Annotated in this window: 18 protein-coding genes; 13 read left to right on the forward strand and 5 right to left on the reverse strand. The window is 63.1% G+C overall.

All coding sequences use genetic code 11. The features are described from left to right. Positions 1-249 precede the first annotated feature (249 nt). From dnaA to TMZ1T_RS20345, 7 genes are all read left to right on the forward strand, one after another. Complete coding sequence (gene dnaA / locus TMZ1T_RS00005) at positions 250-1,752, forward strand: chromosomal replication initiator protein DnaA (protein ID WP_012584160.1); 1,503 nt, start codon at positions 250-252, stop codon at positions 1,750-1,752. Positions 1,753-1,812: 60 nt separating this feature from the next. Further along, a complete protein-coding gene (gene dnaN / locus TMZ1T_RS00010) occupies positions 1,813-2,922 on the forward strand; it encodes a DNA polymerase III subunit beta (RefSeq protein WP_004315516.1) in 1,110 nt (369 codons plus the stop codon). A 49-nt stretch (positions 2,923-2,971) separates the two neighbouring features. Beyond that, entirely contained in the window at positions 2,972-5,473 is a 2,502-nt protein-coding gene (gyrB, locus tag TMZ1T_RS00015; RefSeq protein ID WP_012584161.1) for a DNA topoisomerase (ATP-hydrolyzing) subunit B, read from the forward strand. Between the two features lie 235 nt (positions 5,474-5,708). After that, positions 5,709-7,262, forward strand: a complete 1,554-nt coding sequence (locus TMZ1T_RS00020) for a class I SAM-dependent DNA methyltransferase (RefSeq protein WP_012584162.1) — start codon at positions 5,709-5,711, stop codon at positions 7,260-7,262. 8 nt (positions 7,263-7,270) lie between these two features. Continuing rightward, positions 7,271-8,407: a restriction endonuclease subunit S gene (locus tag TMZ1T_RS00025; protein WP_012584163.1), complete on the forward strand. Its 1,137-nt coding sequence runs from the start codon at positions 7,271-7,273 to the stop codon at positions 8,405-8,407. Then, the gene (locus TMZ1T_RS00030) at positions 8,404-11,610 is read left to right on the forward strand and encodes a type I restriction endonuclease subunit R (protein ID WP_012584164.1); all 3,207 of its coding nucleotides are present in this window, start codon (positions 8,404-8,406) and stop codon (positions 11,608-11,610) included. The genes TMZ1T_RS00025 and TMZ1T_RS00030 overlap by 4 nt, the downstream gene beginning before the upstream one ends. A gap of 396 nt (positions 11,611-12,006) precedes the next feature. Continuing rightward, the gene (locus TMZ1T_RS20345) at positions 12,007-14,043 is read left to right on the forward strand and encodes a hypothetical protein (protein ID WP_407083910.1); all 2,037 of its coding nucleotides are present in this window, start codon (positions 12,007-12,009) and stop codon (positions 14,041-14,043) included. Here the strand turns inward: TMZ1T_RS20345 and TMZ1T_RS00035 are convergent. The 4 genes from TMZ1T_RS00035 to TMZ1T_RS00050 all read right to left on the reverse strand — a co-directional run bounded on the left by TMZ1T_RS00035 (position 14,003) and on the right by TMZ1T_RS00050 (position 19,006). Continuing rightward, positions 14,003-14,215 (reverse strand): hypothetical protein, encoded by a 213-nt coding sequence (locus tag TMZ1T_RS00035; RefSeq protein ID WP_012584166.1) that lies wholly within the window; start codon positions 14,213-14,215, stop codon positions 14,003-14,005. The genes TMZ1T_RS20345 and TMZ1T_RS00035 overlap by 41 nt on opposite strands. Next, positions 14,212-14,970, reverse strand: a complete 759-nt coding sequence (gene istB / locus TMZ1T_RS00040; RefSeq protein WP_012584167.1) for an IS21-like element helper ATPase IstB — start codon at positions 14,968-14,970, stop codon at positions 14,212-14,214. The genes TMZ1T_RS00035 and istB overlap by 4 nt, the downstream gene beginning before the upstream one ends. After that, complete coding sequence (gene istA, locus TMZ1T_RS00045) at positions 14,957-16,447, reverse strand: IS21 family transposase (RefSeq protein ID WP_012584168.1); 1,491 nt, start codon at positions 16,445-16,447, stop codon at positions 14,957-14,959. Before istA ends, istB begins: the two co-directional genes overlap by 14 nt. 1,479 nt (positions 16,448-17,926) lie before the next feature. Then, complete coding sequence (locus TMZ1T_RS00050) at positions 17,927-19,006, reverse strand: hypothetical protein (RefSeq protein ID WP_012584169.1); 1,080 nt, start codon at positions 19,004-19,006, stop codon at positions 17,927-17,929. Positions 19,007-19,137: 131 nt separating this feature from the next. Here TMZ1T_RS00050 and TMZ1T_RS00055 point away from each other — a divergent pair, with 131 nt between their 5' ends. After that, positions 19,138-19,368, forward strand: coding sequence for a hypothetical protein (locus TMZ1T_RS00055; protein WP_012584170.1), 231 nt, complete (start codon positions 19,138-19,140; stop codon positions 19,366-19,368). After that, positions 19,361-20,134 (forward strand): competence protein CoiA family protein, encoded by a 774-nt coding sequence (locus TMZ1T_RS00060; protein WP_012584171.1) that lies wholly within the window; start codon positions 19,361-19,363, stop codon positions 20,132-20,134. Before TMZ1T_RS00055 ends, TMZ1T_RS00060 begins: the two co-directional genes overlap by 8 nt. Before the next feature lie 20 nt (positions 20,135-20,154). On the opposite strand, the gene TMZ1T_RS00065 is transcribed toward TMZ1T_RS00060, so the two are convergent. Further along, positions 20,155-20,952: a hypothetical protein gene (locus TMZ1T_RS00065; RefSeq protein ID WP_012584172.1), complete on the reverse strand. Its 798-nt coding sequence runs from the start codon at positions 20,950-20,952 to the stop codon at positions 20,155-20,157. A 99-nt stretch (positions 20,953-21,051) separates the two neighbouring features. On the opposite strand from TMZ1T_RS00065, the gene TMZ1T_RS00070 reads away from it, so the two are divergent. From TMZ1T_RS00070 to TMZ1T_RS00085, 4 genes are read left to right on the forward strand one after another with little or no spacing between them, the layout of a single operon-like run. Next, complete coding sequence (locus TMZ1T_RS00070) at positions 21,052-21,828, forward strand: TnsA endonuclease N-terminal domain-containing protein (RefSeq protein WP_012584173.1); 777 nt, start codon at positions 21,052-21,054, stop codon at positions 21,826-21,828. After that, positions 21,825-23,813, forward strand: a complete 1,989-nt coding sequence (locus tag TMZ1T_RS00075) for a hypothetical protein (protein ID WP_012584174.1) — start codon at positions 21,825-21,827, stop codon at positions 23,811-23,813. Before TMZ1T_RS00070 ends, TMZ1T_RS00075 begins: the two co-directional genes overlap by 4 nt. Further along, positions 23,810-24,817 carry a TniB family NTP-binding protein gene (locus TMZ1T_RS00080; RefSeq protein WP_012584175.1) on the forward strand — a complete coding sequence of 336 codons (1,008 nt, stop codon included), beginning with the start codon at positions 23,810-23,812 and terminating at the stop codon, positions 24,815-24,817. Before TMZ1T_RS00075 ends, TMZ1T_RS00080 begins: the two co-directional genes overlap by 4 nt. Next, positions 24,814-26,631 (forward strand): TniQ family protein, encoded by a 1,818-nt coding sequence (locus TMZ1T_RS00085; protein ID WP_012584176.1) that lies wholly within the window; start codon positions 24,814-24,816, stop codon positions 26,629-26,631. Before TMZ1T_RS00080 ends, TMZ1T_RS00085 begins: the two co-directional genes overlap by 4 nt. The last annotated feature ends 168 nt before the right edge of the window (positions 26,632-26,799 follow it).

The raw sequence follows: 26,799 nt of genomic DNA on the forward strand, positions 1-26,799 counted from the left end.
TTTGCCCGAGCCTGTGGATAAGTCTGCCTCCGCAGTTTAGAATGCTGTCTTTCGACGCCACGCTCCCATGCGCTGCTGCGCGGGGCGAGGCGCGCACAGTGCGCCGCTCGAGTGCACCGTCGGTACCACTCCCCGACTCGTACAGCAACCCGGCCGCGCCCCCAGGCGCCGCGCATCAGGAATCCCGCTGCAGCCTGACCCGCCGCACGCTTTCCCGCCATCCTGCCCGACGACATCCAAGCCCCCGCCGTGACTCAAGATTTCTGGACCTTCTGCCTGTCGCGCCTTGAACAGGAGCTGCCCCAGCAGCAGTTCAACACCTGGATCAAGACCCTGCGGGCCGAACCCGGCGAGGGTGGCTGGGCGCTCATCGCGCCCAACCGCTTCGTGCTGCAATGGGTGCGCGAGCGCTACCTGCGCCGCGTCGAGGAACTCGGCGAAGAGTTCGCCGGCGCCCCGCTCGCCATCGAGTTGCAGCTGCCACCGGCCGGCGCCGCACGCCCGGCGCGCGCCGCAGCCACGGCGGATGTCGCTCCGGCGCGCGCGAGCGCGCCGAGGTCGACGATCGAGGCCACGCCCGCCCAGGCGGTCGAAACCGCCGAAACAGCGCCTGCAGTCCTCGATACGGTGGACGCCGCCGAGCCGGCGGAGCCGCCCGTGCGCCCCCGGCGTGCCGCAGCACCCCGCTCCCACAGCAGCGAACCGAGTTCCGGCCTCGACCTCGCCTACGAGAAGACCCGACTCAACCCCGACTTCACCTTCGACACCCTGGTCACCGGCCGCGCCAACGACCTCGCCCGCGCCGCCGCCATGCAGGTGGCGCAGAACCCGGGCACGTCCTACAACCCGCTGTTCGTCTACGGCGGCGTCGGCCTGGGCAAGACCCACCTGGTGCACGCCATCGGCAACGCGGTGTTCCGTCACAACCCGCGCGCGGTCATCCGCTACGTGCACGTCGAGGACTACTACGCCGACGTGGTGCGCGCCTATCAGCAGAAGAGCTTCGACGCCTTCAAGCGCTACTACCGCTCGCTCGACATGCTGATCATCGACGACATCCAGTTCTTCAATAACAAGAACCGCACCCAGGAAGAGTTCTTCCACGCCTTCAACGCGCTCACCGAGGCGCGCAAGCAGATCGTCATCACCTGCGACACCTACCCCAAGGACATCCAGGGCCTGGAAGACCGCCTCATCTCGCGCTTCGACTGGGGCCTCACCGTGCAGATCGAGCCGCCCGAGCTCGAGATGCGCGTCGCCATCCTCAAGAAGAAGGCTGAGGCGCTGCGCGTGCTGGTCGACGACGATGTCGCCTTCCTGATCGCCAAGAACCTGCGCTCGAACGTGCGCGAGCTCGAGGGCGCACTCAACAAGGTCGTCGCCTACGCACGCTTCCACGGCCGCCAGATCGGCCTCGAAGTCGCCAAGGAGGCGCTCAAGGACCTGCTGCACGCGCACAACCGCCAGCTGTCGATCGAGCACATCCAGAAGACCGTCGCCGACTACTACAAGATCAAGATCGCCGACATGCACTCCAAGAAGCGCACGCGCGTGATCGCACGCCCGCGCCAGGTGGCGATGTGGCTGGCCAAGGAGCTCACGCCGATGTCGCTGCCGGCGATCGGCGAGGCCTTCGGCGGCCGCGACCACACCACCGTGCTGCACGCCTGCCGCACCATCACCGAGCTGCGCCTCGGCGACGCCCAGCTCAACCACGACGTCCACGTGCTCACCCAGGTCCTGCGCGGCTGAGCCGGCTGAGCGCCCATCCATCGAACACTCCCGATCAACCCATCGACCCGATCTGACGCCATGCTCCTGCTCACCACCACCCGCGATGCGCTCCTGGCCCCGCTGCAGTCGGTCGCCGGCATCGTCGAGAAGCGCCACACCCTGCCCATCCTGTCGAACGTGCTGATCGAGAAGCACGCCGACCAGCTCACCATGCTGGCCACCGACATCGAGATCCAGATCCGCACCACCACCGGCGGCCACATCGGTGGCGAGGACGCCTCGATCACCGTCGGCGCGCGCAAGCTGCAGGACATCCTGCGCGCCCTGCCCGACTCCGCCGAGATCTCGCTGACGCTCGACGACAAGCGCCTCACCGTCAAGGCCGGACGCAGCCGCTTCCAGCTACAGACCCTGCCCGCCGCCGACTACCCGCGCCTGAACCCGCCCACCGATGCCGCTGCGCACCTGAGCATCGGCCAGCGCACCTTCAAGCGCCAGCTCGCCCAGGTGGCCTACGCGATGGCGCAGCAGGACATCCGCTACTACCTCAACGGCCTGCTGCTGATCGCCGACGGCGGCGAGCTGCGCATGGTCGCTACCGACGGCCACCGCCTCGCCTACGCCGCGTCCGACCTCGAGGCGCCCATCGCCACCCGTACCGAAGCCATCCTGCCGCGCAAGACCGTGCTCGAGCTTGCCCGCCAGCTCGCCGACAGCGACGACCCGCTCGAGATCCTGCTCGCCGGCAACCAGGCCGTGTTCCGCTTCGGCCCGATCGAGCTCGTCACCAAGCTCATCGACGGCAAGTTCCCCGACTACGAGCGCGTGATCCCGACCGCGCATCCCAAGCTGATCCACTTCGCCCGCCAGCCGCTGCTGTCCGCGCTGCAGCGCGCCGCCATCCTCACCAACGAGAAGTTCCGCGGCGTGCGCATGGTGCTCGAGGACGGCGTGCTGCGCATCGCATCGACCAACGCCGAGCAGGAAGAGGCCATGGACGAGCTCGAGATCGACTACCAGGGCGACAAGCTCGACATCGGCTTCAACGTCACCTACCTGCTCGACGTGCTCAACAACCTGAGCTCCGAGACGGTCGACTGGCGCTTCAACGACGGCAACTCCAGCGCCCTGATCACCCTGCCCGGCAACGACAAGTTCAAGTACGTCGTGATGCCGATGCGCATCTGAGTAGCCGCCGCACCGCAGCACCCGTTCTTTACGAATCACCGAGATGACCATGTCCGAACCGCAAGACCAGCCCACCGCATCCGCCAAGGCGCACGAAGACTACGACGAAACCAGCATCCAGCAGCTCGAAGGACTGGAAGCGGTGCGCAAGCGCCCCGGCATGTACATCGGCGACACCTCCGACGGCACCGGCCTGCACCACATGGTCTTCGAGGTCGTGGACAACTCCATCGACGAGGCCCTGGCCGGTCACTGCGACGACATCGTCATCACCATCCACGCCGACAACTCGATCTCGGTCACCGACAACGGCCGCGGCATCCCGGTCGGCGTCAAGATGGACGACAAGCACGAGCCCAAGCGCAGCGCCGCCGAGATCGTCATGTGCGTGCTGCACGCCGGCGGCAAGTTCAACCAGAACAGCTACAAGGTCTCCGGCGGCCTGCACGGCGTGGGCGTGTCCTGCGTGAATGCGCTGTCCAAGTGGATGAACGTCACCGTCGCCCGCGACGGCAAGCGCCACCTGCTCGAGTTCGAGCGCGGCAAGCCGCAGAACCGCGTCATCGAGGTCGTGGATGGCGTCGAGGTCAGCCCGGCGCGCGTCATCGGCGAGACCACCAAGCGCGGCACCAAGGTGCATTACCTGGCCGACGAGGAGATCTTCGGCACCATCGAGTACCACTACGACATCCTCGCCAAGCGCCTGCGCGAGCTCTCCTTCCTCAACAACGGCGTCAAGATCCGCCTCATCGACCAGCGCACCGGCAAGGAGGAAGACTTCGCCTTCGCCGGCGGCGTCAAGGGCTTCGTCGAGTACATCAACCGCGCAAAGACGGTGCTGCACCCCAACGTCTTCTACGCCACCGGCACCACCCGCATCCCCACCGGTCACGGCCACGACGCCGAGCTCGCGGTCGAGGTCGCCATGCAGTGGAACGACAGCTACCAGGAACAGGTGCTGTGCTACACCAACAACATCCCGCAGGCCGACGGCGGCACCCACCTCACCGGCCTGCGCGCGGCGATGACGCGGGTGATAAACAAGTACATCGAAGAAAACGAGATCGCCAAGAAGGCCAAGGTCGACATCACCGGTGACGACATGCGCGAAGGCCTGGCCTGCGTGCTCTCGGTCAAGATGCCCGACCCCAAGTTCGCCAGCCAGACCAAGATGAAGCTGGTGTCGTCCGAGGCCCGCCCGGCGGTGGAAGAAGTCGTCGCCAGCAAGCTCGGCGACTTCCTGCTCGAGAACCCGATCGACGCCAAGACCATCTGCAACAAGATCGTCGAAGCCGCCCGTGCCCGCGACGCCGCCCGCAAGGCGCGCGAGATGACGCGCCGCAAGGGCGTGCTCGACGGCGTCGGCCTGCCCGGCAAGCTCGCCGACTGCCAGGAAAAGGACCCCGCGCTGTGCGAGCTCTACCTCGTCGAGGGCGACTCCGCAGGCGGCTCCGCCAAGCAGGGCCGCGACCGCAAGTTCCAGGCGATCCTGCCGCTCAAGGGCAAGATCCTCAACGTCGAGAAGGCGCGCTTCGACAAGCTGCTGCAGAGCCAGGAGATCGCCACCCTCATCACCGCGCTCGGCACCAGCATCGGCAAGGACGACTACAAGCCCGAGAAGCTGCGCTACCACCGCATCATCCTGATGACCGACGCCGACGTCGACGGCGCCCACATCCGCACCCTGCTGCTCACCTTCTTCTACCGCCAGATGCCCGAGCTGGTCGAGCGCGGCCACATCTACATCGCCCAGCCGCCGCTGTACAAGATCAAGCACGGCAAGAGCGAGATGTACATCAAGGACGACAGCGAGCTCTCCAACCACCTGCTGCGCCTCGCCCTCGACGGCGCCGTGCTGGTGCCGCGCGAAGGCGCCGATCCGATCAGCGAAGAGGCCCTCGGCGGCCTGGCGCGCACCTACCTGCTCGCCGAAGCCGTCACCCGGCGCCTGGCCAGCTACATCGACCCCGAAGTGCTGCAGGTGATGCTGGCGCACGACATCGAAGTCAGCCTCGACGACGAAGCCGCCGCCCGCGCCTCGGCCGAGCGCATCCAGCCCCACCTGCCCGAAGGCCTGCAGATCTACGCCGAATACCACGACGAAGCCGAGGGCTGGCGCCTCACCATCGAGCGCCTGCACCACGGCAACCGCAAGTTCGGCTGGGTCGAGCACGACTTCCTCGTCTCCGGCGACTACCGCGCCATCCGCAACGCCGCCGAAGCCATCTCCGGCCTCATCGGCCCCGGCGCCGAGATCCGCCGCGGCGAAAAGCGCCAGACCGTCTCCCGCTTCGCCGACGCCATCAAGTGGATGCTCGCCGACGTCGAACGCGGCATCACCAAGCAGCGCTACAAGGGTCTGGGCGAGATGAACCCCGAGCAGCTGTGGGAGACCACCATGGACCCCGCGGTGCGCAGGCTGCTGCGCGTGCAGATCGACGACGCGATCGCGGCGGACGAGATCTTCACCACGCTGATGGGCGACAACGTCGAGCCGCGCAGGGCGTTCATCGAGGGCAACGCGCTGTATGCGCAGAACATCGATGTGTGACACCTGTGTAGCAGCGACCATAAACTGGCAAATGGCTAGCCAATTATTGGCAGACGGCCAGGAAGGGCGGGCGAATCCGGCAGGGTTCCCCGCCCTTTTCCTTTACCTGATGCCGACGGGAAGGCTTGCCCTGACTGGGCTCCCGAGCGTGCCCGCGACCGCCTCGATGACATGCACGTGCCCCGCGAACGCTACAATCCGGCTGTCTGCTACCACCACTGATCACTCCTGAGAAATGTCCCTCGACCTCAACCAGCTTGAAACCCGCCTGTGGGCGGCAGCAGACCAACTCTGGGCCAACACCGGCCTGAAGCCCTCGGAGTTCTCCAACCCGGTCCTCGGCCTGATCTTCCTGCGCTACGCCGAGAAGCGGTTCCATGAGGCCGAGGCCAAGCTGATCGAGAGCGGGCTGGGTGTGTCCGAGATCGAGAAGTTCGACTATCAGGCCGAAGGGGCGCTGTACCTGCCCGACAACGCCCACTTCTCCTACCTACTCGACCTCGCCGAAGGTCAGGATCTGGGCAAGGCGGTCAACGAGGCGATGGCGGCGGTCGAGGCCGAGAACGAGGAGCTGAAGGGCGTTCTGCCGCGCTCCTACGGAAGGCTCCCCAATACCGTCCTGGTCGAGCTGCTGCGGGTGCTGAACGGGCTGGGTGAAGTCGAGGGCGATGCCTTCGGCAAGATCTACGAATACTTCCTCGGCAAGTTCGCCCTGGCGGAAGGCCAGAAGGGCGGCGTGTTCTACACCCCGACCAGTATCGTCAAACTGATCGTCGAGATCATCGAGCCCTTCCACGGCAAGATCTTCGACCCCGCGTGTGGCTCGGGCGGCATGTTCGTGCAGAGCGCCCAGTTCGTCAGCCGCCACCAGAAGCGGGCTGCCGAGGAGCTGACCGTGTACGGCACCGAGAAGGCGAACGACACCGTCAAGCTCGCCAAGATGAACCTCGCGGTGCATGGCCTCTCGGGCGACATCCGCGAATCGAACACCTACTACGAAGACCCGCACAAGGCCGTCGTCGGCAACACCGGCAAGTTCGACTTCGTGATGGCGAACCCGCCGTTCAACGTCTCGGGCGTGGACAAGGAACGGGTCAAGGACGACCCCCGCTTCCCCTTCGGGATCCCGACCACCGACAACGCCAACTACCTCTGGATCCAGCACTTCTACACCGCGCTGAACGAGCGCGGCCGTGCCGGTTTCGTCATGGCCAACTCGGCGGGTGATGCGCGGGGCACCGAGCTGGAGATCCGCAAGAAGCTGATTCAGACCGGCGGCGTGGATGTGATCGTCTCGGTTGGCTCCAACTTCTTCTACACCGTCACCCTGCCGTGCACGCTGTGGTTCTTCGACAGGGCAAAGGCCAAGGGCGAGCGCAAGGATGAGGTGCTGTTCATCGATGCGCGCGGCACCTACCGGCAGGTCAGCCGGGCGATCCGCGACTTCCTGCCCGAGCAGATCGAGTTTCTGGCCAACATCGTGCGGCTATGGCGCGGCGAGGCGGTGGAGATCGAGGCGGGAAGCCAGGAGATGCTCCGGCAGCAGTTTCCGGAGGGAGGCTATCGGGACATCGCCGGGGTGTGCAAGGTGGCGACGCTGGCGGAGATCGAGGCGCAGGGGTGGAGCCTGAATCCGGGGCGGTATGTGGGGGTGGCTGATCGAGGCGCTGATGACTTCGACTTTGCGGAAAAATTCGAGGCTCTTGCTGAGGAGCTTGAGCGGCTGAATGGCGAGGCAGATCAGCTTCAAGAGCAAATCAGTAGCCAAGCAGTGGCTTTACTCTCTTGAGGGCGTGCATGAACGAGTTTTTCGATGTAACCCTTGGCGAGGTCGTCGATTTTTTCAATGGCAAGGCCATCAAGCCGGGTCAGGACGGAGAGTATCCAGCGTATGGCTCGAATGGGCTGATCGGAGGCGCACCGGACTGGAAGTATGAAAACTCCATCATCATCGGGCGCGTGGGGGCGTACTGCGGTTCGGTTGCATACTGCAAGAGTCGGTTCTGGGCTTCTGATAACACGATCGTGGCAAGGCCCAAGAGCGGGGATGTCGGGTATTTCTACTATCTCCTGAAAGCACTGGAACTCAACCGTTATGCCGGAGGTGCGGCGCAGCCACTTGTCACACAAACGGTTCTAAAAGGTGTTCCTGCAAGAGTTCCTGACATCCCAACCCAGCGCCGCATTGCCTCCATCCTGTCCGCCTACGACGACCTGATCGAAAACAACACGCGACGGATCGCCATCCTTGAGGAAATGGCCCGGAGAATCTACGAGGAGTGGTTCGTCCGCTTCCGTTTTCCGGGGCATGAACAGGTGAAGATGGTGGAGTCTGAGCTGGGGTTGATCCCGGAGGGGTGGAAGGCGACGAATATCGGAGAGGTTGCCGAGAATCACGATAGAAAGCGCAAACCTTTATCGAAGATGCAGCGGGAGAAGTTCAAGGGGCCATATCCGTACTATGGCGCTGCAAAAATCTTTGACTACGTTGAGGATTACATTTTTGATGGGCGATTCGTCCTCATGGCAGAAGACGGTAGCGTCATCACCCCCGATGGATTTCCCGTTCTTCAGTTGGCCAATGGGAGATTCTGGGCGAATAACCATACGCACATTTTGCGCGGAACGCCGGATGCATCGACTGAGTTTATTTACCTCAGACTGTCTTCGCAAAAGGTAAGTGGCTACATAACCGGAGCTGCACAGCCGAAGATCACACAGGCAAACATGAATCGAATACCGGTTTGTCTGCCGCCGCGAGACTTGATGGCGCGATTTACGGAATTGGTGGGGCCGAAGTTCGATCTCATCGACTGCTTGGAAAGGAAACACACCAATCTCAGAGCTACCCGAGACCTCCTGCTCCCCAAGCTGATCTCCGGCGAACTCGACGTTTCCACCCTGCCCGAACCTGAGGAGGCCATCGCGGCATGACCACCGTTCTCACCGCCAAGGAAGTGACTGCCGGTTACGGCGAACTCGTTCTCGTCGAGTTGCCCGCGATGGACTGTTTTGCTTCCCTGGGGTGGGAGGTCGCCAACCTCTACGACGAAACCTTCGGCGTCGACGGCACGGAAGGGCGCAAGTCCTCCGCCGAGGTCATCCTGGTGCCGCGCTTGCGGCGGGCGCTGGAGCGCATCAATCCCGGCTACCCAGCCACCGCCTACGAGCAGGCCATCGAGCAGCTCACCGAGGACCGCTCCAAGCAGATCCCGGTGAACGCCAACCAGGCTTTCTACACGCTGCTGCGCGACCGGGTGAAGGTGGAAATCACCGACGACGAGGGCAACCCGCAGACGGTCGAGCTGTTGGTCATTGACTGGAACGACCCGGACAACAACGACTTCTTCCTCGCCCAGCAGATGTGGGTGTCGGGCGAGATGTACAAGCGCCGCTGCGACCTGCTCGGCTTCGTCAATGGCATCCCGCTGGTCTTCGTCGAGCTGAAGGGGCCGCATGTGCCGCTGAAGTCGGCCTATGACGACAACCTGAAGGACTACAAGGGCCAGAGCGTCCCGCAACTGTTCCACCCCAACGCCTTCATCATCCTGTCGAACGGCTCGCAGACCCGCGTCGGCACGCTGACCAGTCCGTGGGAACACTTCTTCGAGTGGCGGCGGATCGATGACGAGACCGAGGCGGGCTCGACCTCGCTGGAGACCGCGATCCGGGGGCTGTGCGACAAGCGGCGGCTGCTCGACCTCGTCGAGAACTTCACCGTGTTCGAGACGGCGCGAGGCGGGCTGATCAAGAAGGTGGCCAAGAACCACCAGTACCTCGGGGTGAACAAGGCCATCGCGCAGATGGTGAAGCTGCGGGAGTCCGGCGACCGCGAGGCGGCGAAGAAGCTCGGCGTCTTCTGGCACACGCAGGGCAGCGGCAAGAGCCTGTCGATGGTGTTCTTCACTCAGAAGGTGCTGAGGAAGCTCCCCGGCAAGTGGACCTTCGTGATGGTCACCGACCGGGCTGAACTCGACGACCAGATCTACAAGACCTTCACCGCCACCGGGGCGATCACCGGGGCCGAGGTGCAGGCCAGCAGCGCCGAGAACCTCAAGCAACTGCTGCGCGAGGACCACCGCTACGTCTTCAGCCTGATCCAGAAATTCCGCACGGAGAAGGGCGAGGCCTACCCGAGGATTTCTGAGCGGGACGACATCATCGTCATCACCGACGAGGCGCACCGCAGCCAGTACGACGTGTTCGCGCTGAACATGCGTAACGCCCTGCCCAATGCCGCCTTCCTCGGCTTCACCGGCACCCCGCTGATCGCAGGCGAAGAAGAGCGCACCCGCGAGGTGTTCGGCGATTACGTGTCGGTGTACGACTTCGCCCGCTCCATCGAGGACGGGGCGACGGTGCCCCTGTACTACGAGAATCGCACCCCCGAGCTGCAGATCATCAACGACAACCTGAACCGCGACATCGAGCGCCTGCTGGAAGAGGCGGAGCTCTACGAGGAGCAGGAGAAGAAGCTGGAGCGGGAGTTCGCCCGCGAATACCACCTGATCACCCGCGACGACCGCCTGGAGACCATCGCCGCCGATCTGGTGAAGCACTTCCTCGGTCGCGGCTACCGGGGCAAGGCCATGATGGTCTGCATCGACAAGGCCACGGCGGTGCGGATGTACGACAAGGTCCAGACGCACTGGAAGAAGCATCTGGCCGACCTGGAAGCGCAACTGAAGACCGCCAGCGGGGATGCGAAGGAGACGCTCGCCGACAAGATCATGGTCATGCGGACCACCGACATGGCCGTGGTGGTGTCGCAGTCGCAGAACGAGATCGAGGAGCTGAAGGAAAAGGGCCTCGACATCGTCCCGCACCGCCAGCGCATGGTCGGCGAGAACCTCGACGAGCAGTTCAAGGATCCCGATGGCCAACTGCGGCTGGTCTTCGTCTGCGCGATGTGGATCACCGGCTTCGACGTGCCGACCTGCTCCACGCTCTACCTCGACAAACCGATGCGCAACCACACCCTGATGCAGACCATCGCCAGGGCGAACCGCGTCGCACCGGGCAAGACCGCCGGCCTCATCGTCGATTACGTGGGCATCTTCCGTAACCTCCAGGACGCCCTGCGCATCTACGCCAAGCCCAACCAGCCGGGGCAACTGCCGATCAAGGACAAGGCGGCGCTGGTCGAGCAACTGGAAGGGCTGCTGCGGGACGCGCAATCGTTCTGCACGGGCCTCGGGATCGACCTGAAGGGGATCGTGAACACCCCGCCCGCGCAGCGCCTGGAAGCCCTCCAGAAGGCCATGGACGTGATCCTCGAAGCCGGCGAGGACAAGACCAAGGCCTACCTGCTGCTCGCCGGTCAGGTCGCCCGGACCTTCAAGGCCATCCTCCCCGACGCGGAAGCCAACGCCCATGCGCCGACCTCGGTGCTGGTCGCCTATCTCGGGGCGATGATCAAGGCGCTGCGTCCGCCACCCGACATCTCCGGGGTGATGAACGACCTGGATGCGCTGCTCGACGACTCCATCGCCACCGAGGGCTATCGCATCGGGGCGCGACCGGAAGCCGAGGCCCTGATCGACCTGTCGCAGATCGACTTCGCCGCCCTCCAGAAGAAGTTCGAGGAAGGCAAGAAGGCCACCGAGACCGAGAAGCTGAAGGGCCAGATCGAGAAGAAGCTCGACACGATGGTCCGCGAGAACAAGGGCCGGATCGACTTCCTGGAGAAGTTCCAGAGGCTGATCGAGTCCTACAACTCATCCAGTCACAACCTGGAGGCCTTCTTCAAGGAGCTGATGCACTTCGCCCAGAACCTCACCCAGGAGGAACAGCGGGCCACCCGCGAGAACCTGAGCGAGGAAGAGCTGGCCATCTTCGATCTCCTGACACAACCCGAGCCCGAGCTGACCGAGAAGGAAAAGAACGAGGTGAAGAAGGTGGCGAAGGACATGCTCGCCAAACTGAAGGCCGAGAAGCTGGTGCTGGACTGGAAGCTGAAGACCCAGACCAAGGCGGATGTCGAGCGGACGATCCGGGACTTTTACATCAGGCTGCCCGGGGCTTACACGCCGGAGCTGAAAAAAGATAAACGAGCCAAGACGTACGCCCACATCTTCGAGAACTATTTCGGGGCAGGGCAGAGCGTGTATCAGGATATTGGTGTTGCGGCGCATTAGTACCCATCTATGCTTCAGCGTTCTTCAACGGCAAACACTAGCCCGAAGAGGTCGATCTGCACGCTAATCACTTCGGTCGCGAACGCACCCCTAATAGGCCAATCAGAGAAGAATGATCCGGTTGGTCAGTTTCAGCGATTTTCCAACCTGACCAGACGACCGAAAGGGGCATCGTCAGCAGAATAATCCCGGGATTTACGCCGCGCGCCATAGGCATCGAACGATACGAGACAGGTAACTTCGAATGCGCGCAGTCATGCCATAAACATCTACAGAATCTAGAAATCAAGCTAGCTCATGATTACTACACCAACCCAAACTCTCCTTCAGGCATATGCGAGCCTCGTTTTACATGACGCGAACGAGGCAGCAACGCGTCTAAGAGTCATTGACAGAGTGTTGCGTGAGATTCTCGGTTGGCTCGACGAAGACATCTCACCCGAAGAGCATGTTACGGAGGATGGTTTAACCACTTACGCTGACTATATTCTGCGGACTGCGAATACAGCAATCGTGGTCGAAGCAAAGAAGGCAGGTGCCGCGTTTGCGGCACACGCAGGAAATCGACGCGTAAAGCTCTCTAACGCATTTCTTCAAAGCGAACTCGGAACAGCAATAGTTCAAGCACGAGATTACGCTCGCAAGTTGTCGATTGATTTCGCAGTCGCGACTAACGGCTCAACTTGGGCGATCTTCCCAGCGCAACGGCACGACCAAGTCAAATTTCATGAATCCACAGCGCTCGTTTTCTGGTCACTCGATGACGCACTGAACGAAAGTTATCAAGAGTTCTTCGATCTCTTGAGCCGAGACTCAGTCATTTCTGGCAGCCTGGAAACAAACCTTCTTGGACGAACCGAGAATCAGGTAGAGAACAGAAAACTTGGTAGCTTTTTCTCAACAAACGCTCGCCAAACTCTGAGCAACCCTGTTTTCCCTCTTATCGAAAACGAGGTAATGACATCGTTCTCAGACTCAATCGTTGATCTGAACGATGAGTCGTTCGAGCGCTGCTATGTGGCTACTCCAGAGTCTATCAAATTCGACCATAAGATTCGCATGCATGTCGGTCGGCGTCAGCAGCTCGTGAGCGGCACCGTGCTTCGGCCCATGAAATCTAGCGACGCTGAACAATTATTCGCAAAGATCCAGCAATCGTCTAGCGCAAGTAGAAAGCCACTCGCGATTCTCTTGCTTGGCACCGTTGGGGCAGGAAAAACGACGTTTCTTCACTACATGCGGAAGGTGCGTCTTAAGGAAGTGTTCACGCAAGATGCGGCACGCCCCTATCCTCACTGGTTGCATCTAGACTTTCTTACCAATTCACCTAACATAACAGCCACCGACTTCATATATAGCTCGCTACGAGAATATATCAATCAAGACCCATTCTTGCAGGACTGGGATAAGTGCATAAAAAACGCATACGCGGATGAGATAAAGGCGCTGCGCTCAGGGCCATTGGCGGCAATGTCCGGATCGCAGGAGAAAGTTAACGAGCGTATAGCGGATAAGATATTTTCGGACTATCAGTCTATACGACCTTATGTTGACCGTATTCTCAGATACGCGACGAAACATTCCGCATTCTTCCTTGCGATAGACAACGTGGATCAGATCGAAGACGAGGATATTCAATCAAAGTTATTCACTGAAGCGCTCGCAATCTCACGTAGCTTGTCGTTAAACTTAGTCTTAGCCTTGAGGCAGGGGACCTTTGCGCGGCACAGAAACTCACCGTCAATTGACGCATTTGACTTTGAAGCCGTTCAAATAGATCCGCCACGGATCGCGTCGGTCCTCTCGAAGCGATTTGCGTTAGTCAAACACCTTGCGGCGGGCAAGAGAGGAGATTTTATTGCTGAAAATGGGGCAAGAGTGCGCGTCGAAGATATCTCTCAAATTGTCGACTTATTGCAAGGTTCCGTGCTGGGAACCGAAATCGGAACACGCATCGAGGTCCTTGCGACTGATGATGTTCGACTTGCGCTAAGGATGACTCGAGAGTTTTTGGAGCGAGGCTACACAAATCCAGGCAAGGCTATCGAGTACCACCGTAGAACCGGTAAATATGTTCTCCCGCGCCACGAAGCATTTCGTGCAATCATCCTTGGCACAAGAACAGTCTATACAGAAGACTTCTCTCCAATCGGGAACCCATTTGACTCTAGAATTGGAGTCAATCAGGCTCAAATGCTGCGCCTGTATGTCTTGTCTGCAATTGTGGCATACGCGAGCGAGAACGGTTTTAGATTTATTGATGTTGCCGGCTGCCTGATTCCGTACAAATCTGGCGTCGTTAAACGGCGGTGTCGAGCGGGCGACGCCGGGGCCGTAAACGGGACGAGGGCCGCGCGCGTCGGCCCTCGTTGTCTCGGGTGGGGTTGGTCGATCAGAACGACGGATCGTCGAACGGCAGTTCGGCCTGCGTGAGGTGATCCTGGCGGTAGTGCTCGAACAGCACGCGCTCGTAATGCGCCCAGATGCGCTCGCGCAGATCGTCGAGCAGCTCGATCACGGCCCGGGCCTGCGCGGGCGTCCAGTCGGCGTCGATGAGCAGATCGAGCCCGCGCAGCAGCCCGGACGGCGGGTGGTAGGTGTTCATGCGGGACTCCTTGCGGATTTGCGTTTGCGGGCGTTGGTGGCAGCGCGCTCCTGGGCTTCCTTGTGGCGCCAGGACTGGCCCTTGAGGGCGATGATCTCGGCGTGATGGACCAGGCGGTCGATGAGCGCCACCACGCAGGCGGCGTTGGGGAACACCTCGGACCACTCGGCAAAGGACTTGTTGGTGGTGATGAGGGTGCTCTTTTTCTCGTGGCGACGGCTGATGAGCTCGAAGAGCAGATCGGCGTGGCGGTTCGAGTACGAGAGGTAGCCGACCTCGTCGATCACCAGCAGCGTGGGGCTGGCGTAGTGGCGCAGACGGCGGCGCAGCGCCGAGTCGGAGTCGAGCGCGGCGAGCTCACCCAGGAGCTGACCGGCGGTGGTGAAGAGCACGGTCTGCCCGCGCAGCACCGCCTGATGGGCGATGTTCTGCGCGATCGTGGTCTTGCCCAGCCCGGAGGGGCCGACCAGGATGGCGTTGGTGGCGGTCTCGAGGAAGGCGAGCGTCATCAGCTCGGCGACGGCGGCGGGGTCGCACTGCTCGGGCCAGCGCCAGTCGAAGTCGGCCAGCGGCTTGAAGCGGCCGATGTGCGCGCAGCGCAGCCGGCGCTCGAGCGAGCGCCGGCTGCGCTCGGTCTCCTCCCACTCGATGAGCGGGGCGATCCACGGGGCCTGGGCGCACGCGTCCCAGTGGCTCACCACGCCATGCAGTTGCAGCGCGCGGGCGCGCGCGAGCAGCGGTTCAGGCGTCGTCATGATCGTCCTCCAGCAGGCGGTCGTAGCCCGCCAAGGAATGGGCGCGTACGGTGACGTCGCGCGTCTTCAGATGCGCGGGCAGCGGCACACCCAGCGGCGGGGGCGCCTCGCGCCGGCGCTCGAGCGCCATGCGCACCGCGTTGGGGTGCGGCACGCCGCGTGCGAGCGCCTCGTCGACGGCGGCGGCCAGTTCGCTCGCGCCGTAGCGATCGAGCAGATCGGTGAGCGCGCGCGTGGTGCGCGCGAGCGGCTCACCGCGCTCGGCGGCCTGGGCGAGCAGCGCCTGACAGGCGGGCACGGCCGCCGTCAGGCGGTCGGTGGCGCGGTGGGCGCTGGCCGCGTGCTTGTGCGCGACGAGCGCCTCGAGGTGCGCGGCACACTCGATCTGCTGGCGGCGGTCGTAGCTGCGCGCATGGGTGGCGATGACGTCCTGGCCGTCGAGGATGCGCACCCGGAGCGGGTCGGCGCACACGGTGAGGGTGCGCCGCACATGGGTGTGGGGGATCGAGTAGTCGTTCAGATCGAAGCGCACGTAAGGGGTCTTGCCCGCCGACACCGCGCGCACCTCGTCGGTCGGAAACGGCGCCTCGGGCAGCGCGAGCAGGCGCTCGCGCTCCATCCCGAAGGCCTCGGTCACCGTGATCGATGGGTCGTCGGGGCAACGCCGCTCGCCGGCGGCGCCCTCGCACCAGGCCTGGGCCTGCGCGTTCAGGTCGTCCAGATCGACGAAGGGGCGCCCGGCGAAGAAGGCCTCGCGCACGTAGCGGATCGCGCGCTCGACGCGTCCCTTCTCGTTGCCGCGCGCCACCGCCACCGGGCGCGGCTCGAAGCGGTAGTGGCCGGCGAGCGCGAGCAAGCTCGGATGGAAGCGGATCGCGTTGCCGCAGCGCTCGAGGACGGCGCTCTTCAGATTGTCGTACAGGGCGATGCGCGGCACGGCGCCCCAGCGCGCGAAGGCGCCGACGTGACCGCGCAGGAAGTTCTCCATGCGCGCATCGAGGAAGAAGTGCAGGTAGAGCTGGCGCGACCACGACAGCACCATCACGAAGGCCATCAGCGGACGGCGCGCGCGCCCGATCGTCAGGTGCCCGAAGTGCCCCCAGTCGACCTGGGCCTGCTCGCCGGGCAGGGTGCGTAGCCGCAGGTAGGCCTCGGCGCTCGGGCGCGGGCGGTGGCGGGCGATCAGGTGGCGGAAGTGATCGGGGCGCCCCGGGTAACCGCGCGCGCGCACCATGTCGTAGAGCCGTGCGGCGGTGAGGCGCGGAAACTGGGCGAGCGTCTCATGGAGGAAGGGCAGATAGGGGTCGATCGCCGAGGCGCGCTGCACCGCGCCGTGCCGGGGCAGCCCGGCCTGGGTGAGCACGCGCGCGACGGTGTCGCGGTGCAGCCCGAGCTGCGCGGCGATGGTGCCGATGCGCCAGCGCTCGGCATGGTGGTAGCGCAGGATCTGCGCCTCGTGTTCAGGGGACAGGGCCATGGTGGGTCGGACTCCGTTCGGATCGAGGACAGGGACGACGCACCGAGGAGTGCAGGAAGTCCTGACGCACGAACGGGGACAGCACACGGTGGCACAGGGGGCACTGCCCGCTCGCAGGCGATAGGGACTCGGGTACGGATTCGGGCACGGTCGGCGCGGTCCTCACTTCAACAGGCGGGGCCGGCGGTGGGGAACCCTGATGCGTCACTTCCTGGCGTCGCGCGCGGTAGCGGCGCTGGCGTTGGGCGTGCGCCAGGCGCCCCGCAAAGCTGGCCTGGTAGCGCGCGCCGGCCGCCCGCAGCGAGGCCGCGCGGGCGCGCTGGGCGCAGCCGTCGGTGCAATAGCGCTGCCCCCGATCGCAGTGGCTGCAGATCAGCACCGCCGCGCGGCACGCGGCACACAGATAGCGTCGTCCGGTCGACTCCATGGGCCTCGGGGCCCATGGGAGACTCGACGCAAGCGCCCACTTCGTGAAAGACTACGGGCGCAACGACCGCGCAGGCTTGCGCGGGTGTGGGGCGCGACACTGGGGATGACTTGGCGGTTTGAGCCGGTGTCGCGCCTGCGTTGCCACAGGCCGATCCCGATTGTGCGCGCATCGGCCACCCGGGCGCCAAACGCCCTCCCGATCGTATGAACACCCCGGCAGCCCGCCATCGGCGCGCCGTGGTCAGGGGCGTTTCCAGTCGCCCTACGGGCGCCTTCCAACGCCCCTGACCCCATCCAGCAAGCCGCTTGCTATCCGCTCACGAGATCAAGGTCATGCTGTGCCGTGTCGAGGGTGGACGCCAGATTTGTGCGGAAATCGACCGCCGTTAACAATTGACGGGGCGGCTATTTGCGAGAACATTAGAAAGATTGGTTTTGGAGACGGATATACATCGCGCATCCTATCTGATCTTTGTAAATACCGTTTTCTCTTTACGGCCAACCATGGAGAGGCAACGATCGCGTCTAGTTTTGTTCCTTCGCGTTTGGGTGGCTTCGTAGTCCGAGAGCTGATCGCGAACTTTACGTTCATCGAAAATATGATGTTCGATACGTATATAGCCGACCCGAAGATTTGGCACGCCCTGCGAGATTTGAGCCATAAGATTGAAGCAGAGCGGAATACGGTCATGCGTACCAGGCTGAGAGTGCAGCGTGTATCCCACTTTTATACCCATATGCACAATTGCCTCGCGCCTCTGCTAGCGGAAAGCCAAAGAAGAGGCCTTCCTGCTCAGTGGTGCAACAACGTGATGGCAGAGCGGGAAGGAGACTTGCGTCGAGAACTTTCGAGGGTTCTTATGTCGGCGAGGCGAAATTATGGGCAGAAAGGGAAGCACGTTAGTCCTGCTATGACTGCAGAAGAGGACGAGGATTTGAGTAACGTCTGAGTACGCGGGACTGTGGGTTGCAGTGCAAGATATTTGTTTGCGCGCCAGCAATGGTCGTATGCGGCCATACGGCGTGCTGGCCGCTCCGGCCGACCTGCTGTCACCAACGACTTCGGAGCCAGTGCCCCGCCCGCAGCTTCCGATCAAAACTGAAAACGTGCTCCCCAGGCTCCTCGTCACAGCACCCGACCAGCCGGTTGAACTGGCCAAGCCCGCCATCCCGTAGCGACACGTTGCCGCCACACAGCGGGCAATCCGCCACATACCGCACCAGGCGCAGGTTGTAACCGCGCTGCCTCCCTGGCGGCACCGCTGCTTCAGGGTCCCGGACCAGTTCGACCTGGCACTCCTTCTCCGAGAACGGATAGAAGAGCGGCGAGGCCATGATGATGAATCGATCGTAGAGCCGCATCAGGGGCCGGAGCGGAAACCAGAAGAAGACGGCCGCGACGGCGATCCATCCCCACTCGAGCACGCCCTTGCCCAGTTGCAACAATACAATGACGACCGGCAGCCCCGCGAGCAGGATCATCAACCCCAGACCGACCGCCGGGACATAGCGCCGCACGCCATCGATGCGCATGCTCGCATCGCCGTGGCGGCGGAACAGCAGCGGCCACAGAAACAGTCGCCCGAGGAGCGAGAACCGCAGACTCGACCGGTCCTCACGGTACCGAAGCACAAAGGGCTGCTTTTCGTAGTCCGCTGGCAGGGTAGGGAGCGCGGTGCTCACACCGAAGGGACGCCACTCGAGACGATAGGTCGACGACCGCCCACCCTCCGACTTGTCCTTGGTCGGCCACAGAAGCCCGGTGAAGCCCGCCTTCCGCGCTGCGTCGGTGAAGCGTCCCTGCAGCTCGGCGAACGACTGCTCCAACGCAGACCAGTGTGGATTCACCCGCTTGCGTGCCTTTTCGCTGGTCAGGTCATCGAATGGCTTACCGCGTCCATCGAGCGCCCAGCGCCAAAGATCCTGGGTGCTGAGGGAACTCGGCTCGATGCCGTCCTTGCCATCGCCCTGGTACTGGGTCAGCAGTGCACGCAGTAAGTCCCAGAACGCGTCGCGGTAGTCCGAGCTGCGGTCAGGATCCACGAAGCGCAGAAGCCACTGCGCAAACTCGACGCGCTTCGGCAACGGGCAGGCGCCCTCGCTCTGAGGGGTATCGGACAAATCGCTCATCGGGCTCCCGGCAGACATGACGAGATTCTAACAGCGAACCGTCCGCCAACCGGTTCCAGACCGTCCGGATCCAGCAACCACGCGGGTTTGCGTACCTAACCTGACCTCTCCGTTCAAGTCAGGAGAAGGTCATGCTGGAAACCCTCGTTCTACACATCGCCGGCGAGCGCGTCACGCTCCGCTGGCTCCCCTCTGGCGATCTCGCCGTGTACCACCGGCCCGCCGAGCACGTGCGTGCGCTCGTCGAACCGATCTGCCGCAATCGTGGCCACTGGAACAGCGAGTACAACAACTGGGTCGTCTTCCGTCAGTTCCGCGCGGCCGTCGTGAGCGAGCTCGAAGCGGAGGCCGACCATGTCTGAAGGGATGCATCATGGGCTCGACTTCGGGCTTGACCACACAGGGCGGATGCGCGGCATCGACGAGGTGGAGCAGGGACTCGCCTGCAATTGCGAATGCCCGGAGTGCGGAAGTCCACTTGTCGCCAGGAAGGGCGCTGTGCGCATGCATCACTTCGCGCACCAAGGAGAGAGCTGCACCACCGGCGCCGAAACCGCGCTCCATCGGATGGCCAAGCAGATCGTGGCGGACGAGCGACGCCTCGTCGAACCCGGACGGGACAAACCGACGCCATTCGAACACGCGACGTTGCCGGATGACATCCCCTGGCCGGGCCTGCGCCCCGACGTGGTGCTCTGGTCCGAGACGGCAACCCTACATGTCGAGGTGACCGTAACGCATCGCTGCGAGCCCAAGAAGCTCGACGAGATCATCCGTGTGGGGATCCCGACCCTCGAACTTGACCTCTCGCTGGCCTATCGACTGCAGCGCCGGGGATGGACAATCGAGCAGCTTACCGATCGTCTCGTCCACGATCCCGGCATCCGGCGCTGGCTCCATTTGCCCGAGCGAGCAATGGAACGAGCACAGGCGGCGGACGTCCCTGAGCCGCAAACCCCGACCAAGACTCCTGCGCCCATCGACCGCGCTCCGACTTCCCGCATCTATGCGCCCTTCGACGGGACTTTGCTCGTTTTCGATTCTTGGTATGGGCTGGTGCCGCGTGATCCCGTCGCGCGTGCACAGCTCATTGCTGAGCTGCAGAAGCCTCGGTCCGAGGAGAACTAGGGGGCAACGCAGCGAGCGCGCTATGCCTCTTCCTGCTCGGCCGAACGCTCCAGCAGCATGACCTCAGCCTCTCGCCCGATCCACTCGTCTTGGAATCGCCGCACCATATCCGCGATATCACCTCGATCGTGGGGCAACACCAAGATGGCGCGATCGTACTTCTGCTCGAGCTGCGCCAGACGCCCGAGGTAACGACCCACCTGGTGCGGCGGCATTGATGCGCTTGCCGTACTGATCTCGACCGCGATCCAACGCTGTCCTTGACGCATCGCCAGGTCTGGCGCGAATCGCGGACCGACACGAAACTCCCGCACCTCGTCGACGGGCCCGATTCCGAGGAGCGCCGGATTGGCGATCAACCGCTCCGTAGCGTCCGACACAAAATCCGCGACGCGGCGCTTTGACTCAAACACGCGTGTCCGATCCCCCGTGCCCTGAGATGCGAGCACGCTGTCGATCACGCCTCGCAAGGCCGCTGCCTTGATTTCGCCCGAGAGAACACCCGGCGCCAGTTCAGCCGCTTTGGCGCGATCGAGGCGATACAGGGAGTGAAGCTGACTCACAGCCACAAAGTTCGCGTCGACCTTCTTTTCTGCGACGTAGGCAGGGTAGTGCGCCATCAAGAACCGGAAGGCGCGCTCATGTTCGCGCGCGCGGTGCGCAGGCAACTGGACCGCCACCTGGATCTGCTCGGCCACGGCGTTGCTCGACAAGCCTGCCCGCGCGCCTTCTTCGGCGATCTCGGCCGTGCGACGCCCCTGGCTTAACCAGAGCGGGACCGATGGATCCGACGGATCTCGATCGATCGGACGGGCCATAAAAATGCCTGAATAAATTTACAGTTTCAGAGTGGCGCGCAAGAAAACGCTTGCAGAAGCGCGTTTCGAGTGATAGTTTTAATGATCTTCACTAGAACTATGAACACTCCTAAACGACCTCCTACCGCACCCAAACACACCGTACAAGGCGCCCGCGTCCTCGGCCGCATCAGCGGCCGTCCGGCGGTCTTCTACCACAGCCGCAAAGCGGGCGGCATCCTTGCTCTCGAGTCGGCCGGCGAGCGGATCATCGCTCAGCTTGCTGAGCTGGATCCTCGCGTGAAATCAATTTCACCGCAACCCTTCGCCCTCGATGTTACCACCGGCAAAGTTTTCACGACACGCCGGGACCTCGAAGACGCTCGTAAGGCGCGCGTGAGTGTCAACGCACTGCGCCGCGACTACACACCCGACCTGCTCCTCGTCCTGCACGATGGCAGGCGGATCATCATCGAGGTGAAGGATCCGCGTCACGCCCTGCACCCCGATTACCGCGCGAAGCTCAACACTGCTCAGCGTATTTTCGCAATGCGGGGCGAGCACTTCCTCCTCATCCCCCTCCAGTACACCGAGAGCGCCCCACTCGTTCACAACACCGAGCTGCTCGCTCGTGCGCTCGTTCACCCGCTCGCCCCCAGCGTCATCCATGCCGTCTCCGAGCAGATCAACACCTTGTTGGGCGGCAATCAGATGGCGCTTCGCGATCTGATGCCGGCGCTTGGGCTGACGCTGCGCGAGGCACCCGCACTGATCACGACCGGCGCGCTCGAAACGGATCTTGCCCGAGTCGTCGTGAACGGCCGCACGCTTGTCCGCGCTGCACATGGCTCCCTGAGGCATCTCGAGATACTGCCAATTCAGGAGGACAGGCCATGAGCCGATTCATGCAGCGTGAGGAACGCATCAGAACAGCGGAAGGGGAGTTCATCGTTCGCTCGATCGACCCCAACGACAAGCTCGTCGAGCTTTTCGATCCGAGCAGCGGGGAGCTCAAGAAGATGACCATTCCCGCCATGCGGCGCCAGATCTCGGACGGCTCGATGCGGCGACTGACCGTGAAACCGATGTCGGGCACCGTGCGGGATCTCGCACAAAGCGACTCCGCGAGCCGACAGCTGCTGTTCAACCGGTTCCGCGTGCAACGCCTCGAAAGCTGCCTGCATCGTGGCGACAGCAAGGCAGAGGCGATTCGAAAGCTGATCGCTGAGCCACTCGCGCTCGACGACGGCACCCCCGTACCCCCGATTTCAGAGCGCCAGGCGTACCGGCTCATTGATGCCGCATCCAGCTCCCCGCTCGAGCTGATGCCCGCTCACGCCGAACGCGGAAACCGCCTTCCGCGTCACTCGAAGGACGTTGAGGAACTGGTGCGCCACCTCATCGAAGAGGAGTACGCGAAGGTTCACTCGCGCATCACGATGCGGAAACTGTCCGAGCTCGCAACGACGCTCGCTCGCGAGAAAGGGCTGATCGCCACGAGCCGCCGCATCAGTCGGGCCTATGTGCGGGACTTCTTCATCAAACGCTACCACGGCGATATCGACCACAAGCGCATCGATCCGCGTATCGCGAGGTCAAAAAAGGCCGTCGCCAAAGAGCGGATCCGCGTCGACGCCGCACTGCAGCGCGTCGAGCAGGACACGAACTCTTTGCCCTTCATCGTCATGACGTCAGAAGGCCCGCTCAAGAATCCGTATCTGACGGTGTCCATCGACTGCGGCACCGGCGTCCCGCTGGGGTGGCACCTGTCCAAGACCCCCGTCACGGAAGAAGAGACGCTCGACTGCCTCGAGAGGAGCCTCTACTCGAAAGCCGAGCGCTTCAGCCAGCTCAGCATCGACTGCAGCATCGATCCGTACGGCCTGTTCGCAAACTTGTACCTGGATAACGGCCCCGAAAACAAGGGCCGCCGCATCACCCGCATCACCGAAATCGGCATCTTCCTCACGCGCGTCGCGGCAAACTCGGGGCATCAGAAGCCTTACATCGAACGATTTTTCGGCAGCCTGAAACCCGCGCTCGAGGCTCTGCCCGGCTGCACGCGGTTCGACGGAAAGGACGGTGCGCGAACCGACGAAGCCATGAAGGACGATCTGTTGACCCTCGACGAGCTCGAGCGGTGGATCGTACGTTGGATGTATGAAGAGTGGGTTCACAGACCGCTTGAGCGCTTCATCACGGCCGATTATTACGACACGGACGAAGCCCCTGGCATCACCCCGGCGACACGCTGGGCTTACTACGAGCAGAACACGAGTCTGCCGCCCCCGCCCGACCGCGAGCGTTGGATCAGGATGCGCTACCTCACCGATGAGCGCAGCTTGAGCGCGAAGACGGGGCTGTCGATCGAAGGCTTCCGCTACAGGGGTGAGCACCTGCGCCAGCTCATCCGCCAATATGGGCCAGACTCGCAAGTCACGGCCTATTACAACCCGAGCGACTACCGCTTCGCTTATGTTGCCGACCGGGAGACCGGCGAGCTGCTGCGTCTCGTCAATGACGAGGTCAATGCCACGACGCCTGCATTCTCGTTCACCGAGGCCAAATTGCGGCGCGCGCACGTCCGCAAGACCGCTGCGGCGGTCCCTGCTTGCGTCGCGAACTTCCAGCGTGAATTGGCCGCAGCGTCGCTCTCGGGTGGCCGCCGCAAACGCGGGCACATGGCAGAGCAGCGCGAGGTCCGTGCCGCCGCAAAGCTCAGCAAGGCAATTCAGAAAAGCGAGGCCAACCCCGTCCCGGCGCAGCCCGCCGGAGACGCTCCGACGCTGTGGACCGACGGGCTGTTGCTGACCGACGACGCCATCCCCAATTACGATCTCGAGACGAAGCCGCGCCAGTCCAACGGGGGCACCGAGTCATGAGCGTCCAGCTAGAACTGCGCCGCGCACTCGACGTCACGATCGTGCCGCACCCCGCGTTCGTGACACAGTCCGAGCGCCTCACACAACTGCTTCAAGATCACAAGAACGGCCTCGCCCCGGGTGTCGAAGTAATCATCGGCCCATCTCGGATCGGTAAGAGCGAGATCCTTCAACGCCTCGCGAGCCAGTATCCCGAACGACGAGAGAATGGTCGCCTGATCAAGCCCGTGCTCTTCGTGTCGATACCCCCCGGAACGGCGCCCAAGGACCTTCCCATCAGCGTCATACAAGCGCTAGGCGTCCCCGTACCCCGCGAGCGGAGTCGTGCGGCGGTGCTCGCCGAAATGATGCTCCAGAAGCTCAAGCTCGCGCAGACGATGGCGATCCTCTTCGATGAAACCTCCCATCTCGTCGAGCCAGGCAGCAAGATGCAGCCAACTCATGCTTCGGATTGGTTCAAAGCACTGTTCGACAAAGCGAGCGTTTCAATCGTGATGGCGGGCGTTCCGCGCCTCACTCGCCTGTTCGATAGCAATCCACAATTCCGAGGGCGCAGCCGACGGCCGCTCGAATTGATGCCCTACCGATGGGACCGCGCAGACGAGCGCAAAATCTTCGCAGGGTGCGCACAGGCATTCCTGAAGGTGTTTGTTGGCCACGCATGCCCGATCCAAACCTCAATGAACACCGATTCCCTGATGCGGCACTTGTACGCCGTGAGCACCGGCAACATTGGTCTTCTGTCCAATTACTTCAAGGCGCTCGCGCGCGAGGTGCGTGCCCCTGGTCCGCTCGATCTGCAAGCGCTTCAGCGCGCCAGCGAGCACGTCAACCTGCCAGCGCACGGACTGTTGCCGCCATTCAGCCGCGACCACATGCCTGATGAGCTCTTGATGCAACTGCTGATGACGGAGCTTGCCACCTACGAGATCGTGCTGCCCATCGATTCCCCGCAAACAGCGCTCGCAGCGCACCGCCATCAAGTGTCGGCGGTGCCCGTATGACGGCACTCATCGAGCTTTTCCCGCCCGAGCCGACCGAAGGACCGATCGAGTATCTGCGCCGGCTCTCGGTTCGCAACGGCTATAGCAATTGGCGCAGTCTCGTCCGCGCCACGGGCGTGAATCCCACATTGAACGCACTTTGGAAGAACAAGCCCACGCTCATCGACGCGCTCGGCCTCGATCCTGCGTGGCTGGATGGGGTCATGCCGCCATCGGCCGAAGGCCGAGGCCTGCACGACCCCTTCTTCCGCCGTACCGCCACGGATCCCGTCTGCCCCCAGTGTCTGGCCGAAGGCGATCATCTGCACCACGCCTGGTCGCACAGCTTGGTGAGCGCGTGCCCCGACCACGGCACCGCGCTCATCGACACGTGCCCATCGTGCGACCAACCCTTGTCACCGGATCGGTTCGACCTCGCGACCTGCGACTGTGGGTACCCCCTGCACGAAGCAATCTCGCCGTCGGCGAGCCCGTTCGAGCGCTGGGTCAGTGCACGCCTTGCCGGCGATCTGCGGCCCGTTGACGGACTACCGGAGATCGGCACCCCGGAGGACTACAGCGGCCTCGGCAAGCTGCTGTTCTCGCTCGCCATCAGGCTCGACCCAAGCGCGAAGGTTAAGGCCGGCAAAACGTCCCGGCCCCATGACCTGGCGCAGACACGAGCGCTCATCGAGTCGATCTGCCCGCTGTTCGAAGCGTGGCCTCAAGGCTTCAACACCCATGTCCGCGATCGGCTCGTGGCGGGTAATCAGGCCGTCTTCAGCCCCTCTGGCCGGCTCGGCGCCTGGTACATGAATCTTCATGTTGCGTGCCGCAAGGCAAAGGCATTTGCACCCTTGTGGACCGCGTTCTCGGACGCGATGATCGACCATTTCGACGGCAATCTGCGCGGTCAGCAAGTGCTGACCCCGTCGCCGGAGCGGGAGCGCCGCTTCGTCCCTGTTGCCGAGGCGGCCCGGCTGATCGGCGTGAGCGGGCCCAAGCTCGGCGCCGCGCTGAAGGCCGGGATTGTGGCCGGCCACGTCAGCAAACAAGGCACAGCCTATACGCTGGCGCTCATGGACCGCGAAGAGGTCGAGCGCATCCGGACCGAACGCGCGCGCTGGATCACGGCCAACGACGCGGCCGTTGCTGCCGGCGTACCGCCCTCGGTCATCGCACACCTTGCCGAGGCCGGCCTGCTCAAGAACGATGACGAGTGGTCACAAGACATCCTCAAGAGCGGGCCAATCGAAAAGGCCAGTGTTGAAACACTTCTCGAACACCTGAAATCCCTTGTGGAGCCCCGCGAGGTCGCAGAAACGCTGCGCTTCGGACAGCTCATCGGACGCCGCACGACGGACAGCAAAGGCATCCGCAAGCTGTATCAAGCCATCCATTCGGGTGAAGTCCGTGCGACCGGTTACACGCCCGGTTGCGGCCTGGACGGGCTCACCTTCGCCACCGAGGAAATCCGCCGCTACCTCGGATCCGTCGGGCTGACCGACGGCATGACGCTGACGCAGCTCGAGAAGGTGACCGGCTGGAAATATGAAGCGCTGAGCCACTGGGCAGAGAGAGGTCTGCTGAAGACGATCGACGTGCTGTTGCAGGGGCGCTCGGCCCGCCTCGTCACGAACGCCGCCCTGGCGGATTTTCGTCGCGTGTGGATCCCTGTGTCCGATCTGGCCCAGGCAATGGGCACGAAGTCGTCTGCGCTGACTGCGAAGATCACACAGCGCGGCATCCCGATCCACGGCCAACTCGCGCTCCCGTCCGGGGCAAAGCGGGGCGGGCTCCTGCAACTCGCGGATCTCGGCGCCCTGATTGGTTAGTCGGCCATGGTCCGTCCCCCTCGCACGCGATGAGGGGTCTCCCCCGTCAGGTCTGAAAATCACTCACGCGCGGTGAAGCAATTTATTAATTTTTCATACATAAGGCCGCCGTTAAATCTTTCATTTTCATAGTTAAAACAAGCACTTGCGTTAACGTTCCGGCTGCGC

The organism is Thauera aminoaromatica (assembly GCF_000021765.1).
Lineage (GTDB): Bacteria > Pseudomonadota > Gammaproteobacteria > Burkholderiales > Rhodocyclaceae > Thauera > Thauera aminoaromatica.

Bases quoted from the DNA above. Each gene is read 5' to 3' on its own strand.
- dnaN (WP_004315516.1), top strand. From the start codon at position 1,813: ATGCTCCTGCTCACCACCACCCGCGATGCGCTCCTGGCCCCGCTGCAG.
- gyrB (WP_012584161.1), top strand. From the start codon at position 2,972: ATGTCCGAACCGCAAGACCAGCCCACCGCATCCGCCAAGGCGCACGAA.
- TMZ1T_RS00020 (WP_012584162.1), top strand. From the start codon at position 5,709: ATGTCCCTCGACCTCAACCAGCTTGAAACCCGCCTGTGGGCGGCAGCA.
- TMZ1T_RS00025 (WP_012584163.1), top strand. From the start codon at position 7,271: ATGAACGAGTTTTTCGATGTAACCCTTGGCGAGGTCGTCGATTTTTTC.
- TMZ1T_RS00030 (WP_012584164.1), top strand. From the start codon at position 8,404: ATGACCACCGTTCTCACCGCCAAGGAAGTGACTGCCGGTTACGGCGAA.
- TMZ1T_RS00035 (WP_012584166.1), bottom strand. From the start codon at position 14,215: ATGAACACCTACCACCCGCCGTCCGGGCTGCTGCGCGGGCTCGATCTG.
- istB (WP_012584167.1), bottom strand. From the start codon at position 14,970: ATGACGACGCCTGAACCGCTGCTCGCGCGCGCCCGCGCGCTGCAACTG.
- istA (WP_012584168.1), bottom strand. From the start codon at position 16,447: ATGGCCCTGTCCCCTGAACACGAGGCGCAGATCCTGCGCTACCACCAT.
- TMZ1T_RS00050 (WP_012584169.1), bottom strand. From the start codon at position 19,006: ATGAGCGATTTGTCCGATACCCCTCAGAGCGAGGGCGCCTGCCCGTTG.
- TMZ1T_RS00055 (WP_012584170.1), top strand. From the start codon at position 19,138: ATGCTGGAAACCCTCGTTCTACACATCGCCGGCGAGCGCGTCACGCTC.
- TMZ1T_RS00060 (WP_012584171.1), top strand. From the start codon at position 19,361: ATGTCTGAAGGGATGCATCATGGGCTCGACTTCGGGCTTGACCACACA.
- TMZ1T_RS00065 (WP_012584172.1), bottom strand. From the start codon at position 20,952: ATGGCCCGTCCGATCGATCGAGATCCGTCGGATCCATCGGTCCCGCTC.
- TMZ1T_RS00070 (WP_012584173.1), top strand. From the start codon at position 21,052: ATGAACACTCCTAAACGACCTCCTACCGCACCCAAACACACCGTACAA.
- TMZ1T_RS00075 (WP_012584174.1), top strand. From the start codon at position 21,825: ATGAGCCGATTCATGCAGCGTGAGGAACGCATCAGAACAGCGGAAGGG.
- TMZ1T_RS00080 (WP_012584175.1), top strand. From the start codon at position 23,810: ATGAGCGTCCAGCTAGAACTGCGCCGCGCACTCGACGTCACGATCGTG.
- TMZ1T_RS00085 (WP_012584176.1), top strand. From the start codon at position 24,814: ATGACGGCACTCATCGAGCTTTTCCCGCCCGAGCCGACCGAAGGACCG.